Raw genomic sequence first — 15,005 nt, forward strand, 5'->3', positions numbered from 1 at the left:
GGGAGAGATAGTTACAGCCCTGTAATGATCGCCTCGACCTCGGCCCGCGTCGGCAGGGACGGCTGCGCCCCGGCCTTCGTCGCCGCCAGCGCCCCGGCCGCACAGGCGAACGTCAGCGCCGCCTCCGGCTCCATCCCCTCCAGCAGGGCCACGGTGATGGCCCCCACGAAGGTGTCGCCCGCACCCGTGGCGTCCACCGCTGTTACGTGGGGCGGCGTGGCCCACGCCATCTGCACGCCGCGCTGGTACATGGTCGCCCCCTTGGCGCCCTTGGTCACCACCACCCGGCCGCCGCCGTGGTGCAGCAGATCACCGTAGAAAGCCGCCTCGGTCTCGTTGACGACGATCAGATCGGCCCGCCGCAACAACTGGTCCGACACCGGCGCCGCCGGGGCCAGGTTGACGCAGACGAAGTCCGTGGCCCGGCCCACCGCCGCTTCCACCGTCTCGACCGGCAGCTCCAGTTGGGCGATCAGCGGCCCCTCGATCCGCGCCGGCAGCTGTTCGGGGGTGACCAGATGATTGGCTCCCGCCGCCACCACGATCTGGTTCTCGCCCCCGGGATCGACGGCGATCAGGGCCACGCCGGTCGGCGCCGTCGGATCGATCTCGACCGCCGACAGATCCACGCCGCCGACGTCCAGCAGGGCCAGCGCCTCCCCGGCCATGGCGTCGTCCCCGACCCGCCCCATCAGACAGACCTCGGCCCCCAGCCGCCGCGCCGCCAGCGCCTGATTGGCCCCCTTGCCGCCCGGATGCCGCGCCAGCGCCGCCCCCGTCACCGTTTCGCCCGCCCGCGGCAGCTTCGGCGCCGAGGCCACGATATCGAGATTGATCGAGCCGATGACAGTGATCCTCACGCGCAGGCCTCCCCGATCAGCGCGAACACCCCGTCCGCATCCGCCGTCGTCGCCCAGCGATGCGGCAGCCTCCCGGCCACGGCCTCGCGGAACTCCACCGCCGTATGCCCCCGCGTCAGCTCGCTCTCCGTCTCCACCGCGATCCGGCACGGCGCCAGTTCGAACAGGCCTGGCTTGAGCAGCCACGCCACGGGGCAGGGATCATGCACCGGCGGCGCGTCCCAGCCGACGATCTTGCGCTCGATCCGCTGCGAAAAGCGCATCATCGCCGCCGATGTGTCCGCCCGCGCCGTGCCGATCGCCTCCAGCGCGGCGATCCGCTGTTCCGTCGCCCGCACCTGATGCGTCGCGTCCAGCCCGAACAGCACCACGTCGCAGCCGCTGGCCAGCACCTCGGCCGCCGCCTCCGGATCGGCCCAGATGTTGAATTCCGCCGATGCCGTGATGTTGCCGCCCTCGGCGCGGGCCCCGCCCATCACCGCCACCGGCCCCAGCCGCTCCGCCAGTCCCGGCTCCCGCCGCAGCGCCAGCGCCACATTGGTCAGCGGCCCCATCACGGCCAGCGCCACCGACCGCTCCGGCCGCGCCATGACCAACGCGACGATGGCGTCGGCCGCATGCCCCTCCGCGCACGGAGCCTCCGGCTCGAACGGGGTCAGGTCGCCCAGTCCCTCGGCCCCGTGAAACTCTCCAGCCCCCGCCGGCTCGCGCCGCAGCGGACGCGCCGCTCCCATGAATACCGGCACGTCCTCGCGCCCGGCGATCTGGCGCAGCATCCGCGCGTTCCGCGCCGTCTTCTCGACGGGCACATTGCCGCCCACGGCGGTGATCGCCAGCAACTCCAGCTCCGGCGAGCCGAAGGCCAGCATCAAGCCCACGGCGTCGTCCACGCCGGGGTCGCAATCGATGATGAGGGACTGTCTGTTCACCCGGCATCACTGCCGCGCGCCGCGCCCGCCCGCAAGCGCTCCGTCACGCGCTCAAACGCACGCCTTCACGCACGCCGCCGCCAGCACCTCGGCCGAATCCACCAGCGGGACCGACACGTCGCCCGACTCCAGCAGCAACGGCACCTCGGTGCAGCCGGCGATGACCACCTCGGCCCCGGCCCCGACCAGCGCCGCCGCCAGCCGCCGCATCTCCGCCCGCGGCGCCTCGCCCGTATCGCCGGCCTTGACCGCATTGATACAGCCCATGATGGCCTGCCGGTCGGCCCCGGTCAGGCGCTCGATCTTCGCTCCCCTCGCCTGGAGGGCGCGGGTGTAGAGCGCCTCGCCGCCGGGCGTGGCCAGCACCCCGACCTTCTTCGCCCCGGCGCTGGTGGCCACCGCGGTCGTCTCCTCGATCATGTCGATGAACGGCAGACCGACCTTGCGGATCGATCCGGTCAGGGCGTGGGCGGTGTTGCAGGGCATGGCCAGCACCTGGGCCCCGGCGTCGCGCAGCCGCATCGCCATCTGCCCCAGCACCGCCTCGGCCGCGTCCGCGGCCCGCTGCCGGTCCGGCACCTGCGGATTGATGTCGACCAGCATGCGAATGTGATCCGCGTCCCGCGCCGCGCCGGTCAGCGCCTGCACCCGCGCCAGAAAAGCCGTCGTCGCCGCCGGTCCCATGCCGCCCAATACGCCCAGAGTTCGTCTGGCCATCTCGCCTCCCGTCCCGACTGCGTCTTGCCAACCGGTCGTTCAGCCGCCCTTATGCGACAAAACAACCGGGAAACGCCAATGCAGACCGAGACCGAGGCCGCGACGGCCCTGATCACCAACGACGCCGTCGTCCTGGGCCTGCTGGCCGTCATCCTGGGGGCCGTGTTCTGGGCCTCGAACCTCAGCCACCCGTGGGTGAAGCGTTTCTTCACCATCATCCCGGCGCTGCTGTTGTGCTATTTCCTGCCCTCGCTGCTGACCACCTTCGGCGTCGTCGATCCCGAGACCTCGCGCCTCTATTTCATCGCCTCGCGCTTCCTGCTGCCCGCCGCCCTTGTGCTGCTGACCGTCTCGGCCGACCTGCCGGCGGTGGTCGGTCTCGGACCCAAGGCGCTGATCATGTTCGCCACCGGCACCCTGGGGGTGATGATCGGCGGCCCGGTCGCCCTGCTGCTCACCAGCTGGGTCGCGCCCGAGCTGATGGGCGCGGGCCCCGAGGCCATCTGGCGCGGCATGGCCACCGTCGCCGGCAGCTGGATCGGCGGCTCGGCCAACCAGACCGCCCTGTATGAGATCTACGGGGCCGGCCCCGACACCTTCTCCATCTGGATCGCCGTCGACGTGGTGGTCGCCAACATCTGGATGGCCGTAGTCCTGTTCATCGCCGCCAACCAGCGCCGGTTCGACAAACTGTTCCGCGCCGACGCCACCGCCGTCGACCGGGTCCGCGACAAGGCCGAGGCCTATGAGGCCGAGCACGCCCGCATCCCGTCGCTGAAGGACCTGATGTTCATTCTCGCCGTCGGCTTCGGGGCCGTCGGCCTGTCGCACGCCATCGCCGACCCGCTGTCGGCCTGGTTCGGTGAAACCTTCGAATGGGCCCAGCGGCTGTCGTTCGACTCCAGCTTCTTCTGGCTGGTGCTGACCGCCACCGTCATCGGCGTGCTGCTGTCCTTCACCGGCGCCCGCAAGCTGCAGGGACCGGGCGCGTCCAAGGTCGGTTCGGTCTTCGTCTATGTGCTGGTCGCCACCGTCGGCCTCAACATGAACATCGGCGCCATCCTCGATTCGCCCGTCTATTTCCTGATCGGCGGCGTCTGGATGCTGGTCCACGTGGCCCTGATGTTCGGCATGGCCTTCCTGATCCGCTCGCCCAGTTTCTTCCTCGGAGTCGGCTCCATGGCCAACATCGGCGGCGCCGCCAGCGCCCCGGTCGCCGCCGCCGCCTTCCACCCCTCCCTGGCCCCGGTCGGCGTGCTGCTGGCCGTGGTCGGCTATATCGTCGGCACCGCCGCCGCCTGGTTCACCGGCCTGGTGATGATGCAGATCGCGGCGGGGGTGGGCTGAGCCGCCCGGCCCCCGGAACCGTTCGGAAGCGGATTAACGGCGGGCTCACCTATCGGCGTTAGAACTGCGGGGCACGGAGAAGGCCCTTGGAAAGGTTGGACGCGCTCGGCTTCAACGCCGAATTCGACATCACCGCCGCCTCAACCCGCGCCAAGGCACGCGAGCGCGTGGGGCTGTCGGTGCTCGTTCTGCTGCTGTGCGCCCCCTCGATCGGCTTGGCGGCTGCGTCCGCCTGGTGGCTGTTCGCCCTCGCGGCCGAAGCCATACTGTGGACATCCACCAGTCCGGGTCTGGTCCGGCGATCGCCTGTCCCGGCGCGGGCGCTGCGCCTCTTCGCCTCCTGCATGGCGAGTTGCGGCTGGGTGCTCGGCGGTCTGCTTCTGTGGTTTCACGGCACGCTTACCAGCATGGTGATGGCCGTGGCGCTGCTGTCCGGCGTATCGATCTACATCATCAAGGCCTGTTACCGGACCCCGATCCATCTGCTGGTCTGCGGAATCCCGCCCGCGCTCTGCCTCCTGGCCCTGCCCTTCCTGTACGACGCCGGCCCCTGGAACCGCGTCCAGCTCGCGGCTGCCCTGGCCGTGCTTGTCGGATTTGCGGTCAGTTCCGCGGCCCACGGATGGAAGAACCATCTGAAACTGACCCGGTCGGCGGTGGACCTCAAGGACCAGACCCGCAAGGCCGAGGACGCCAATCGGGCCAAGAGCGCGTTTCTCGCCAATATGAGCCACGAAATCCGGACCCCGCTCAATGGCGTCCTCGGGGTCGCCGAGGCGCTGTCCCATACTGAACTGACACCCGCCCAGCGCGACATGCTGGCGCTCGTCACCTCGTCCGGGGTGTCGCTGCAGCAACTGTTGTCCGACATCCTCGACATGGCGCGCATCGAAACGGCGCAGCTCGAACTTCACCCGGTCGACTTCGACCTGCGCGAGACGGTCCACGAAACCTTCCAGCTCCACGCACCGGCGGCCGAGGCCAAGGGTCTGCGGGTCCGGCTCGACGTCGCGCCCGACATTGCGGGGCGGGTCGTGGGCGACGTCGTGCGATTCAAACAGGTGCTGACGAACCTCGTCTCGAACGCGGTGAAATTCACCGATCAGGGGCACGTCGGCCTGACCGCGTCCCGCGTCGCGGTGGCGGATGGCGCGGCGCGCTACTTCTTTACGATCGAGGATACCGGGCTCGGCTTCGATGCGGAGCACAAGGAGCGCCTGTTCCATCGCTTCGAACAGGCCGACGGATCCGTGACGCGCCGGTTCGGCGGTTCCGGCCTCGGGCTGGCCATCTGTCGGCAACTCACGGAACTGATGGGCGGGGACCTGGACTGCGACAGCACGCCCGGCCAGGGTTCCGTCTTCCACTTCAGCCTGACCTTGCCGGACGCCGCCGCGGTTCCCGCCATGCCGCCGCGCGTGGAAGAATCCGTCATCGATCGGCCGCTTCGTATTCTCGCCGCTGATGACCACCCGACCAACCGGAAGGTCATTGAACTGGTTCTCGGCCCGATGAACGTCGACCTCGCGCTGGTCGAAGATGGCGCCGCGGCGGTAGAGGCGTTCGGGACGGGCGATTTCGACGCCGTGCTGATGGATATGCAGATGCCGGTGATGGACGGGCTCGCGGCGACCCGCGCCATCCGCGCGTTCGAGTCTGAAACCGGCCGGGCCCGCACCGGAATCATCATGCTGACGGCCAACGCCCTGCCTGAGCACGTCGAGGCGGCGCTCGCGGCGGGAGCGGATCGCCACCTGTCCAAGCCGATCGACGCCCGGCGGCTCGTCTCGACCCTGCTGGAGCTGCAGGACGGCGCGGCGGCCGGCCGCGCCGCGGCCGGACTGGCGCGCTACAGCCCCGCCCCCACCACGCTTTCATAGCCGAACAGCCCCTGCGCCCCGCCGGTGTGCAGGAAGACCACCGTCTCCCCCTTGAAGGAGCCCTTGCGCGCCAGGGCGATCAGCCCCTTCATCGCCTTGGCGGAATAGACCGGGTCCAGCACGATGCCGTCGGTCCGCGCCGCCAGTTTCAGCGCCTCGATCACCCCGTCGTCGACCAGGCCATAGCCCTCGCCGACATAGTCGCAGTCGGCTTTGACCATCTCCGCCGTCACCGCGTCCGGACGCCCCAGCAGGGCCGCCGTCTCGCGCGCCAGCTTCAGCACATTCTCTTCCTGCTTCGGCTTCGGCGCACGCACCCCGATGCCCAGCACCGGGATATCCGCCCCCATCACCGCCAGCCCGGCGACCAGTCCGGCGTGTGTCCCGGCGCTGCCGGTCGCCGTCACGATCCGGTCGACCCGCAGGTCCAGCTCGTCGGCGCCGACCACGATCTCGCGGGCGCAGTCGACATAGCCCAGCGCCCCGACCGGGTTCGAGCCGCCGCCGGGAATGACATAGGGCCGCCCACCGCGCGCCCGCACCTCGGCCGCCGTCTTCTCCAGCTCGGCCGGCATGTCCGAGCCGCCCGCCACGAACCGCACCCCCGCCCCGAACAGCCGGTCCAGCAGCACGTTTCCGTTGGCCACATAGTCGTGCGCCTTCGACCCGGTCCGCTCCTCCAGAATGACCTCACAGGCCAGGCCGTGGGCGGCGGCGGCGGCTGCCGTCTGGCGCACATGGTTGGATTGCACCGCCCCCTGGGTCACCAGCGTATCCGCCTCCTGTTCGAAGGCCTCGCCGAGCAGGAATTCGAGCTTGCGCGTCTTGTTGCCGCCGCCGGCCAGACCGGTGCAGTCGTCGCGCTTGACCCACAGATCGACGCCCAGTTCCTCGCTCAGCCGCGGCAGCGGCTCCAGCGGCGTCGGCAGATGGGCGAGGCGGACGCGGGGGAAACGGGCGAGGTGCATGGGGAGACTCCGGCTGGGTGTCCGTCCTAGCGCGGACCCGGCTCCGGCCCAAGCGCCGCCTCCAACCGTCAGGTCGGCGCCACCGCCTCCAGCATCAGGCCGACGATGCGATCCCCCGAGGGCGTCGCCTCCGTCATCAGGGCGTCGAGTTCCGGGGCCAGCGATGGCGTGATCCGCGCGCTCGCCATGGTCCAGGCGTCGAAAGCGCGGCGCTCGATCGGCCGACGGTCCAGCACCTCGATCTCCCGATGCCGCCGGTCCCGGCCCAGCCGGCGCTGCAATTGATCCAGATAGCCGGAGTCCCCCTCGACCACCTGCAGAAAGCGGCCGTCATGGGCCGCCAGCGCCCCGGTCAGGCCATCGCGAGCATTGTTGCGCTGTGCCTCGCCCAGCAACTCGGCCAGCGGCGCCAGCGCCTCCGTCGGCATCACGGCGACGCTGCGGTAAACCAGTCGGTCCAGTCGTGTCGGCATGATCCCTCCCCACAGCCACGGTCAAGGTAGAGGGATTCACCGACGGGTCTACAAGTCCTTGAAGATAATCGGTTATGTCCGGAGCCGGACATTCGGCATCGCCCGCCGAGGTTGACCGGGCGCATTTTTCCGGGAAATCGGCGGGAGCCCCGGAACCGATCCCGCCGATTGCTGTTTATCGATCGGACCAAGCGGCGATGCGCGCTCGACTAGTCCACCAGCGGCCCGGCCTCTGCCACGCCCCCCCGACGCAGGCCGGGCCGCTACCTTCTCAGGACATAGGTGATCGGGCTTAGGGCTTAGGTCGTAGAGATCAAGGTCCGGAATCCCGTGCCCGGGCCCAGGGCTTCGAGAGTCTGCTCCTCCTAAGTCCTAAGCCCTAAGCCCTAAGCCCCAAGCCCTCCCTTGCTCCGAATCCCGGGCGGCCCGATGCTGTCCCCATGGCCGAATCGTCCGCCCGCCTGCGCGACCGCGCCGCCACCGAGGCTCTCATCGTCGAGGCCGGCGAGCGGATCCTCCTGCGCGACGGCTTCCCCGGTCTCAACGTCCAGACCCTGGCTGGCGAGGCGGGATGCGACCGCAAGCTGGTCTATCGCTATTTCGACGGCGCCGATGGGGTCGTGGCCCGCATCGCCGCCCGCGCCCACGCCGACCTGGTCCGGTCGCTCGACGCCGCCCCCGCCTCCGGGACCGAGTCCCTGCGCGCCTTTGCCCGCGAGAGCCTGTCGGCCTGGCTCGGCGCCCTGCGCGCCAGCCCCCTGACCCTGCGGCTGATGGCCTGGGCCCTGGTCGAATCCTCGCCCCTGCTCAACCGTATCGAGGCCGAGCGCTCGGCTGTGCTGCAGGCCTGGATGCGCGAGCGCCGTCCGCGACTGCGCACGCCGCCCGCCGGCGACGCCGTGGCCGTCAACGCCGTTCTGCTGGCCGCCGTCCAGCACCTCGCCCTCAGCGGCGGCGCCCGCCCCGGCGTCGGCGGCGTCGCCCTCGACGACGCCGGCTGGGCCCGCATCGAGACCGCGCTGGACGCCCTGCTGGTGGCCTTCCCGGAATAGCGGGAGCCACCCTCCCTTTTCAGGCGTTGCCGCTTCCATGAGCGCCAGCCTCGCCCTCGACCGCCGCCGCGAGCTCGCCTACGCCCGCGATCTGGCCCGCGCCTTCGGCGGCGCCCTGCTGTTCAGCCTGCCGCTGCTGATGACCATGGAAATGTGGTGGTTCGGCTTCATCCTCGAGCCGCTCCGCCTCGCGGTCTTCCTGCTCGTCGCCCTGCCGCTGCTGTTCGGCCTGGCCTTCTACGCCGGCTTCAGCGCCCAACATCGCGGCCTCGGCCACGCCCTGCTCGACACCCTTGTCGCCCTCGCCGTCGGGGCCATCACCGCCGCCGCCGTCCTGGCCCTGTTCGGCGTGCTCGAGCCCGGCGCCCCGCCAGGCCAGATCGTCGGTCAGCTGACCCTGCAGGCCGTCGCCGGCGCCATGGGGGCCCTGCTCGCCGGCCGCCAGCTCAGCGCCGGCGAGGAGGACATCGGCGATGAGGATCAGGCCGCCTATCCCGGCGAGCTGTTCCTGATGGTCGCCGGGGCCCTGTTCCTCGCCCTCAACATGGCCCCGACCGAGGAGATGATCCTGATCGCCTACCGGATGAGCGCAGTCCAGGTCATCGCCCTGATCCTCGTCTCTCTCACCGTCATGCACGCCATCGTCTACAACATCGGCTTTCCGGGCCAGGAAGCGCACACCCGCCCCTTCGCCGCCTTCGTCCACTACACCCTGGCCGGCTACGGCCTCGTGCTGCTGACCAGCCTGTATGTGCTGTGGGTGTTCGGACGGACGCAGGGCCACGGCCTGGCCGAGCTTGTCGACGCCGTGGTGGTCCTGTCCTTCCCCGGCGCGATCGGCGCCGCCGCCGCCCGGCTGCTGGTCTGATGGCCGCCCGCCGCAAGTCCGCGCCGCCCGCCCCCGCCCTGCTCGAATGGGCCATGGGCGGGCTCGGCCTGTTGCTGGTGCTCGCCGCCTTGGCCGTGATCGTCTTCGAAGCCCTGCGCGCCGGCGAACCGGCCCGGCTCGAGGCCCGCCTGATTGGGACCCGCCCCGCCGGCGCCGGCTGGCTGGCCGACGTCGAAGTCCGCAACCTCGGAGGCGAGACCGCCGCCGCCGTCGGGATCGAGGGCCGCCTCGGCGCCGAGACCGCCGAGGCCACCGTCGACTACGTCCCCGCCCACGGAAAGCATCGCGTCACCCTCGCCTTCGACGCCGACCCCCGCGCCGCCCGGGTCTCCGTCGCCGGCTGGTCGGAGCCCTGAGCCGTTGAACCCCTCGCCCCTTCGGCCTAGGCTGAAGCCGTTCTCCGGGGAGCCGCGCCTGAGCGGCTGAGATTGGCGTGACCGCCTGACCCGTCGAACCTGATCCGGGTCATGCCGGCGAAGGGATGAGTAACGCGCGGTCCGAACGCCACAGGACCCTCGCCCGACGCCGGCGCCCTCAACACCGAGGCCGCCATGAACATCGCCGTCACCCCGCCCGTCACCCCCGAAGAGCCCAACGTCGATCTGGCTCTGAAAGACGCCCGCGAGCAGGTGATGAAGGAGACCGGCTCCATCCCGACCGGCGAGCGCGCGGGCAGCCGCAAGGTCTACGTCGCCGGCGAGCTGTTCCCCGACATCCGCGTCCCCTTCCGCGAGGTCGCCGTCCACCCCAGCGCCAACGAGCCGCCCGTCACCATCTACGACTCGTCGGGCCCCTACACCGACCCTTCGGTGACCATCGACATCAAGAAGGGCCTGCCCCTCGTCAAATCCAGCTGGCAGCTCGACCGCGGCGACATCGCCCCCGTCGAGACCCCGCGCGAGGTCAAGCCCGAAGACAACGGCCACGCCTCCGGCAAGAACCTCGCCCCCCGCTTCGACACCAGTCGCCACCGCGTCTTCAGGGGCGTCGAGGGCCGCCCCGTCACCCAGTACGAATACGCGAAGGCCGGCATCATCACCCCCGAGATGGAATACGTCGCCATCCGCGAGAACCTGCGCCGCGAGCAGACCGCGCCCTGCATCCGCGACGGCGAGGATTTCGGCGCCGCCATCCCCGACTTCGTCACCCCCGAGTTCGTGCGTCAGGAGATCGCCCGCGGCCGCGCCATCATCCCGCACAACATCAACCACCCCGAGGTCGAGCCGATGATCATCGGCCGCAACTTCCTGGTGAAGATCAACGCCAACATCGGCAACTCGGCCGTCCTCAGCTCCGTCGACGACGAGGTCGACAAGCTGGTCTGGGCCACCCGCTGGGGGGCCGACAACGTCATGGATCTGTCGACCGGCCGCAACATCCACAACATCCGCGACTGGATCATCCGCAACGCCAGCGTCCCCATCGGCACCGTGCCCATCTACCAGGCGCTGGAGAAGGTCGGCGGCGTGGCCGAGGACCTGACCTGGGAGGTCTATCGCGACACCCTGATCGAACAGGCCGAGCAGGGCGTCGACTATTTCACCATCCACGCCGGCGTCCGCCTGCCCTTCGTGCCGCTGACCGCGAACCGCGTCACCGGCATCGTCTCACGCGGCGGCTCGATCATGGCCAAGTGGTGCCTCAGCCACCACAAGGAGTCCTTCCTCTACGAGCATTTCGCCGAGATCTGCGAGATCATGCGCGCCTATGACGTGTCGTTCAGCCTCGGCGACGGCCTGCGCCCCGGCTCCATCGCCGACGCCAACGACGAGGCCCAGTTCGCCGAGCTGCGCACCCTCGGCGAGCTGACCAAAATCGCCTGGGACCACGGCTGCCAGGTGATGATCGAGGGCCCCGGCCACGTGCCGATGCACAAGATCAAGGCCAATATGGATGAGCAGCTGAAACACTGCCACGAGGCGCCCTTCTATACGCTGGGGCCGCTGACCACCGACATCGCCCCCGGCTACGACCACATCACATCCGCGATTGGAGCGGCCATGATCGGCTGGTTCGGCACGGCCATGCTCTGCTACGTCACGCCCAAGGAGCACCTCGGCCTGCCCGACCGTCAGGACGTCAAGGACGGCGTCATCACCTACAAGATCGCCGCCCACGCCGCCGACCTGGCCAAGGGCCACCCGGCCGCCCGCGCCCACGACGACGCCCTCAGCCGCGCCCGGTTCGAGTTCCGCTGGGAAGACCAGTTCAACCTCGGCCTCGACCCCGAAACGGCCCGCAAATACCACGACGCCACCCTGCCGAAAGAGGCCCACAAGACCGCCCATTTCTGCAGCATGTGCGGCCCGAAATTCTGCTCGATGAAGATCAGCCAGGACATCCGGAGGGACGCCCAGGCGCAGAACGACGCGGGCGGTTCGCTGGCCGAGGCCGAGGCCGGGATGGCGGAGATGAGCGCGAAATTCCGGGCCGGGGGCGGGGTGGTGGAGGTGAAGGTGTGAGGGGCTAGGCCGCCTTCAGTCCCGCCAACGGCCGCACCTTCAGAAACACAAAGGCTCTGGGCTTGGTGGTAGACCCGTTGAGGCGCAGCAGCGTGGCCTCGACTTGCCTCGTGCTTATCCAAGCCGAGACAGAAGGCGCTTGGACCCGATTCACATACCCAACTGTGATGCCATCAGCAGAAATTCGGACGGCATTGGGATCATGAGGATGATCCGGTTCCGGCGTGAGTTCCAGCACCCCTCCCGGGACGAGTGCTGCACGGCTGTCTGGATAGTGGCGGTGGCCCGCCACTTCTATCACCGCATCACAAAACGCCTGCTCGGGATCGAATGGATCGATCAAGGAGAAGCCATCGCCAGGCAAACGAGCCTCAGTTGCGCCCAACAACGCCATAGGGCTCACGCGGTCAGTGGTCTGAATGCGAAAGTGCTCAAGATAGGCGCCAAAGTCGGAACGCGTCGGCGGCGGAAGGCGCCTGAGGAAGGCTTCCAAGACATGGTCATCGAAGATCGTCTTGTCGCTTCCGCGGGAATCGAACGCCGGGTACCCTAGGTATCCTGTCGCCCTAAGTTCGCTCTCTGTGCGCCCGTTGTTCTCCATCGAGAACTCTGCACCTTTCAGATAGCGAAACTCCACGCCGTCCGAAGTGCGCCGCACTTCTCCCACGATCCATCGCGTCCTCCCCGGCACTGTGAGAGGAGGTTCCCACGTCAGCGTAAGCCGCTTGGGTTCACTCAAGTATTCAATCCACTGCGACATCTTTAAGCTCCAATCGCAGCGATGACCGCGTCGCGCTTCGCTTTCAAAAGACGGGTGACAAAGTCCGCTCGCCGCTCCGTGAAGCGGATCGGGAACTCAGTCGCCGAGCAGGCATGAACAACGTCATCGATCGTAGAATCACGCAAGTGAATCACACGATCCATCTTCGTTCCATCCCTGCCGTGAACTTCCATAAACCGGCGGCACAGTTCGGCGTGCCTCGCGCTTTCGTCATTTCCCGCCAGCCAACCGCAATGGTGCATCCCTCGCGCGACAAAACGGTCGAATGCGGCCCCTGTAGTTAGCCGTCCCATGTCCTCATCTCTGATCGAAAAGCCGAGGCTGGTCCCATTGTCGAATATCGGCGCCAACGAGTGCGTCACTTGACCATCCGTAGAGACGCGAACCAGAAAGCCCCAGTTCTCCGAATGCCGATCCGTATTCCCGATGACGGCGTCGAACGCGATCGCCTCGGCCCACCAAGAATGCCAGTCCACCACTTGGTGGCTTCGTGTCAGCCAGATGTTTTCCCTCATGCTGCCGCGCCGGAAATCGGTTGTTCTGCCGAGGCCCTGAAACCGCTCGATGGCGTGAACGAACCTGAGGGGCTCGTGACCAGGGTGGCCGAAGAAGAACTCAACCAGCACTCCGGGGCGTCCAATGGCATCGGTCGCCAAGAAGGCTGGCGGGACCGGCAGCCCCATTTCCCGGGCCAACCTATAGGCAATGACCTCCGACCAGATCTGCATTGCCCGATTGCCCGTGGGTTCCTTGAATACATAGCGATGCGCGCTCACGAGATCCGGTCGGGCCGTCGGATTGGGAGAGATCACAAACCTCTTCGGCTTCGCGCCTTGCGGCCCGAAGGGGTTGTCCTCGTCCAATTCCCACCGGGAGATGTCGACGACGTCGGGTAGGTGAACGGGGAGCCGTGCCATCGAAGGGATTTTATACCTGCGATGCGTCAAAAGCGGACATATCGACTTTAGCAGCGCTCACTCACCCGCCATCCCCCGCAACGCCTCCTCGAACACCGCCGCCGGCTGCCCACCCGAGATCAGCCACTTCCCCTCCACCACCACGGCCGGCACGCCGCTGATCCCGCGCGAGACCCACAGCGCCTCCGCCGCCCGCACCTCCTCGGCATAGCGCCCCTCCGCCAGCACCGCCTCGGCCTCCCCCCGGTCCAGCCCCGCCGCCGCCGCCGCGTCGGCCAGCACATCGGCGTCCGTCATCGTCCGGCCCTCGGTGAAATGGGCCGTGAACAGCGCCCCCTTCAGCGCCCTCTGTTCCGCCATCCCGATCGTCCCCGCCCAGTGCAGCAGCCGGTGGGCGTCGAAGGTGTTCCAGATCCGGCTCGTCTCGCCCATCCGCATCTCGAACCCCGGCCAGGCCTCGGCCGCCCGCTCGGCGATCATCACCCGGTTCCGCGCCGACTGCTCCGGCGTCGCACCGTATTTCCCGGCCACATGTTCGACGATGTTCTGCCCCTCGGGCGGCATCTGCGGGTTCAGCTCGAACGGCTGGAAGCGCACCTGCGCCTCGATCCCCTCCCCCTTCAGCGTCTCCAGCGCCGCCTCCAGCCCGCCCAGCCCCACCACGCACCAGGGGCAGACGATGTCGGAGACGAAGTCGATGTGCAGGGACTTGGGCATGGGTCGATCTCCGGGCGGGCCCTTCATATAGGGCTCGGGGCCGTCGGGTTCATCACAACGGGCACAACGAGACACGACGAACACAACGGGAGCCCACCTGTCCTCGCCCTTCGCGGGCCCTTGCCCGCAATTCCATCAATGGCGTCTCCCTGACGGGAGCCGCGGGCACCGGCCCCGTCGTGTCCGTTGTGAAATCGTTGTGCTCGTTGTGAAGAACCTCGGCTCTCCACAGCCGCCCAAACCCCATGACGCTGTGCTGACAATCCGGGAAATTATAGTCGGGTTATGCGGACGATTTCTGGCCTTTTCAGCGCCTTGGCTGAATCTAAACGCGATCTTCCCGCCCCATGAAAAACCGCGCGTAGACTTTCCTCCGCCAGCAACAAAGGACGCCACGCCCATGCCCGACGCCAGACCCCTCACCGCCCCCCGAACGCGGCGGGACGGCGCCCGCCGGCCCGCCCCGAAGACCGTCTGGGAGGCGGTCCGCGCCGACTATATGGCCGGGCTGCCGGCGCATGAGTGCTGCCGGCGCCACGGGGTGACCATCGCGGCCCTGCGCTCCCGCGCCGCGCGCAACGGCTGGCGGCGCATCGACCAGCCGTGGACGCCGGCCAACGCCCTCGACCCGGCCGACGAAGGCGTCCAGCTGGAGCAGCGCAGCGAGGGCGACCTCGACCGCATCGACACTGGCGAACTGATCTTCGTCGCCCACCGCCGGATGCTGCGTTGCGTGCTGCGCGGCGACGCCGCCGGGGCCCTGCGCTGGGGCCGGGTCGGCAAGGCGCTGGAGGCGGAAGAGGCCGAGATGCGCCGCTACCTCTGTCAGGAAGAGGCGCTCAACAGCGCCCGGCTGGCCGAGGCGGCCGACGGCGCCGACTGGCTGCGCCCGACGCCGGGCTTTCTGGCGGCGGCCGATGCCGACTCTGCCGACTCTGCCATACCCAAATTTCCGGACCGGGCGGAGGCCGGGAAGGATGGGTGATCCCCGCGCCTCCCGCGCCTGTGACCGC

15 protein-coding genes and 1 riboswitch are annotated in these 15,005 nt (G+C 68.9%); of the genes, 7 read left to right on the plus strand and 8 right to left on the minus strand.

Annotation, left to right across the window (positions count from 1 at the left end):
* Window positions 1-11: 11 nt before the first annotated feature.
* From HNQ67_RS11280 to cuyB, 3 genes are read right to left on the minus strand one after another with little or no spacing between them, the layout of a single operon-like run.
* Window positions 12-860, minus strand: coding sequence for a PfkB family carbohydrate kinase (locus tag HNQ67_RS11280; RefSeq protein ID WP_183255390.1), 849 nt, complete (start codon window positions 858-860; stop codon window positions 12-14).
* A complete protein-coding gene (locus tag HNQ67_RS11285; RefSeq protein WP_183255393.1) occupies window positions 857-1,789 on the minus strand; it encodes a nucleoside hydrolase in 933 nt (310 codons plus the stop codon). Before HNQ67_RS11285 ends, HNQ67_RS11280 begins: the two co-directional genes overlap by 4 nt.
* A 51-nt stretch (window positions 1,790-1,840) precedes the next feature.
* Window positions 1,841-2,506 carry a cysteate racemase gene (gene cuyB / locus HNQ67_RS11290; protein ID WP_183255395.1) on the minus strand — a complete coding sequence of 222 codons (666 nt, stop codon included), beginning with the start codon at window positions 2,504-2,506 and terminating at the stop codon, window positions 1,841-1,843.
* Between the two features lie 78 nt (window positions 2,507-2,584).
* Here cuyB and HNQ67_RS11295 point away from each other — a divergent pair, with 78 nt between their 5' ends.
* The gene (locus HNQ67_RS11295; protein ID WP_183255397.1) at window positions 2,585-3,853 is read left to right on the plus strand and encodes a DUF819 family protein; all 1,269 of its coding nucleotides are present in this window, start codon (window positions 2,585-2,587) and stop codon (window positions 3,851-3,853) included.
* Between the two features lie 86 nt (window positions 3,854-3,939).
* A complete protein-coding gene (locus HNQ67_RS11300) occupies window positions 3,940-5,733 on the plus strand; it encodes an ATP-binding protein (RefSeq protein ID WP_246347557.1) in 1,794 nt (597 codons plus the stop codon).
* On the opposite strand, the gene cuyA is transcribed toward HNQ67_RS11300, so the two are convergent.
* Both cuyA and HNQ67_RS11310 read right to left on the minus strand, forming a co-directional pair.
* Window positions 5,703-6,701: a D-cysteate sulfo-lyase gene (gene cuyA, locus HNQ67_RS11305; RefSeq protein WP_183255399.1), complete on the minus strand. Its 999-nt coding sequence runs from the start codon at window positions 6,699-6,701 to the stop codon at window positions 5,703-5,705. The genes HNQ67_RS11300 and cuyA overlap by 31 nt on opposite strands.
* A 68-nt stretch (window positions 6,702-6,769) precedes the next feature.
* Entirely contained in the window at window positions 6,770-7,174 is a 405-nt protein-coding gene (locus HNQ67_RS11310) for a BLUF domain-containing protein (protein ID WP_183255400.1), read from the minus strand.
* 440 nt (window positions 7,175-7,614) lie between these two features.
* Between HNQ67_RS11310 and HNQ67_RS11315 the strand changes: the two genes are divergently transcribed.
* The 4 genes from HNQ67_RS11315 (at window position 7,615) to thiC (ending at window position 11,577) form a co-directional block, all read left to right on the plus strand.
* Entirely contained in the window at window positions 7,615-8,226 is a 612-nt protein-coding gene (locus HNQ67_RS11315) for a TetR/AcrR family transcriptional regulator (protein ID WP_183255405.1), read from the plus strand.
* Window positions 8,227-8,263: 37 nt separating this feature from the next.
* On the plus strand, window positions 8,264-9,094 hold the full coding sequence (locus HNQ67_RS11320) for a TIGR02587 family membrane protein (protein WP_183255407.1): 831 nt from the start codon (window positions 8,264-8,266) through the stop codon (window positions 9,092-9,094).
* Window positions 9,094-9,471 (plus strand): hypothetical protein, encoded by a 378-nt coding sequence (locus HNQ67_RS11325; protein WP_183255409.1) that lies wholly within the window; start codon window positions 9,094-9,096, stop codon window positions 9,469-9,471. Before HNQ67_RS11320 ends, HNQ67_RS11325 begins: the two co-directional genes overlap by 1 nt.
* Before the next feature lie 35 nt (window positions 9,472-9,506).
* A riboswitch (TPP riboswitch) is annotated at window positions 9,507-9,615 on the plus strand.
* Window positions 9,616-9,747: 132 nt separating this feature from the next.
* Window positions 9,748-11,577: a phosphomethylpyrimidine synthase ThiC gene (gene thiC / locus HNQ67_RS11330; RefSeq protein ID WP_183255622.1), complete on the plus strand. Its 1,830-nt coding sequence runs from the start codon at window positions 9,748-9,750 to the stop codon at window positions 11,575-11,577.
* Window positions 11,578-11,581: 4 nt separating this feature from the next.
* On the opposite strand, the gene HNQ67_RS11335 is transcribed toward thiC, so the two are convergent.
* From HNQ67_RS11335 to HNQ67_RS11345, 3 genes are read right to left on the minus strand one after another with little or no spacing between them, the layout of a single operon-like run.
* Window positions 11,582-12,337, minus strand: a complete 756-nt coding sequence (locus HNQ67_RS11335) for an HIRAN domain-containing protein (protein ID WP_183255411.1) — start codon at window positions 12,335-12,337, stop codon at window positions 11,582-11,584.
* Between the two features lie 2 nt (window positions 12,338-12,339).
* A complete protein-coding gene (locus tag HNQ67_RS11340) occupies window positions 12,340-13,275 on the minus strand; it encodes a HipA domain-containing protein (RefSeq protein ID WP_183255423.1) in 936 nt (311 codons plus the stop codon).
* A gap of 57 nt (window positions 13,276-13,332) precedes the next feature.
* Window positions 13,333-13,992, minus strand: coding sequence for a DsbA family oxidoreductase (locus HNQ67_RS11345; RefSeq protein ID WP_183255425.1), 660 nt, complete (start codon window positions 13,990-13,992; stop codon window positions 13,333-13,335).
* A 400-nt stretch (window positions 13,993-14,392) separates the two neighbouring features.
* On the opposite strand from HNQ67_RS11345, the gene HNQ67_RS11350 reads away from it, so the two are divergent.
* Window positions 14,393-14,977 (plus strand): hypothetical protein, encoded by a 585-nt coding sequence (locus tag HNQ67_RS11350; RefSeq protein WP_183255428.1) that lies wholly within the window; start codon window positions 14,393-14,395, stop codon window positions 14,975-14,977.
* Window positions 14,978-15,005 lie beyond the last annotated feature (28 nt).

Origin of the sequence: Brevundimonas basaltis (assembly GCF_014202075.1) — a bacterium.
Lineage (GTDB): Bacteria > Pseudomonadota > Alphaproteobacteria > Caulobacterales > Caulobacteraceae > Brevundimonas > Brevundimonas basaltis.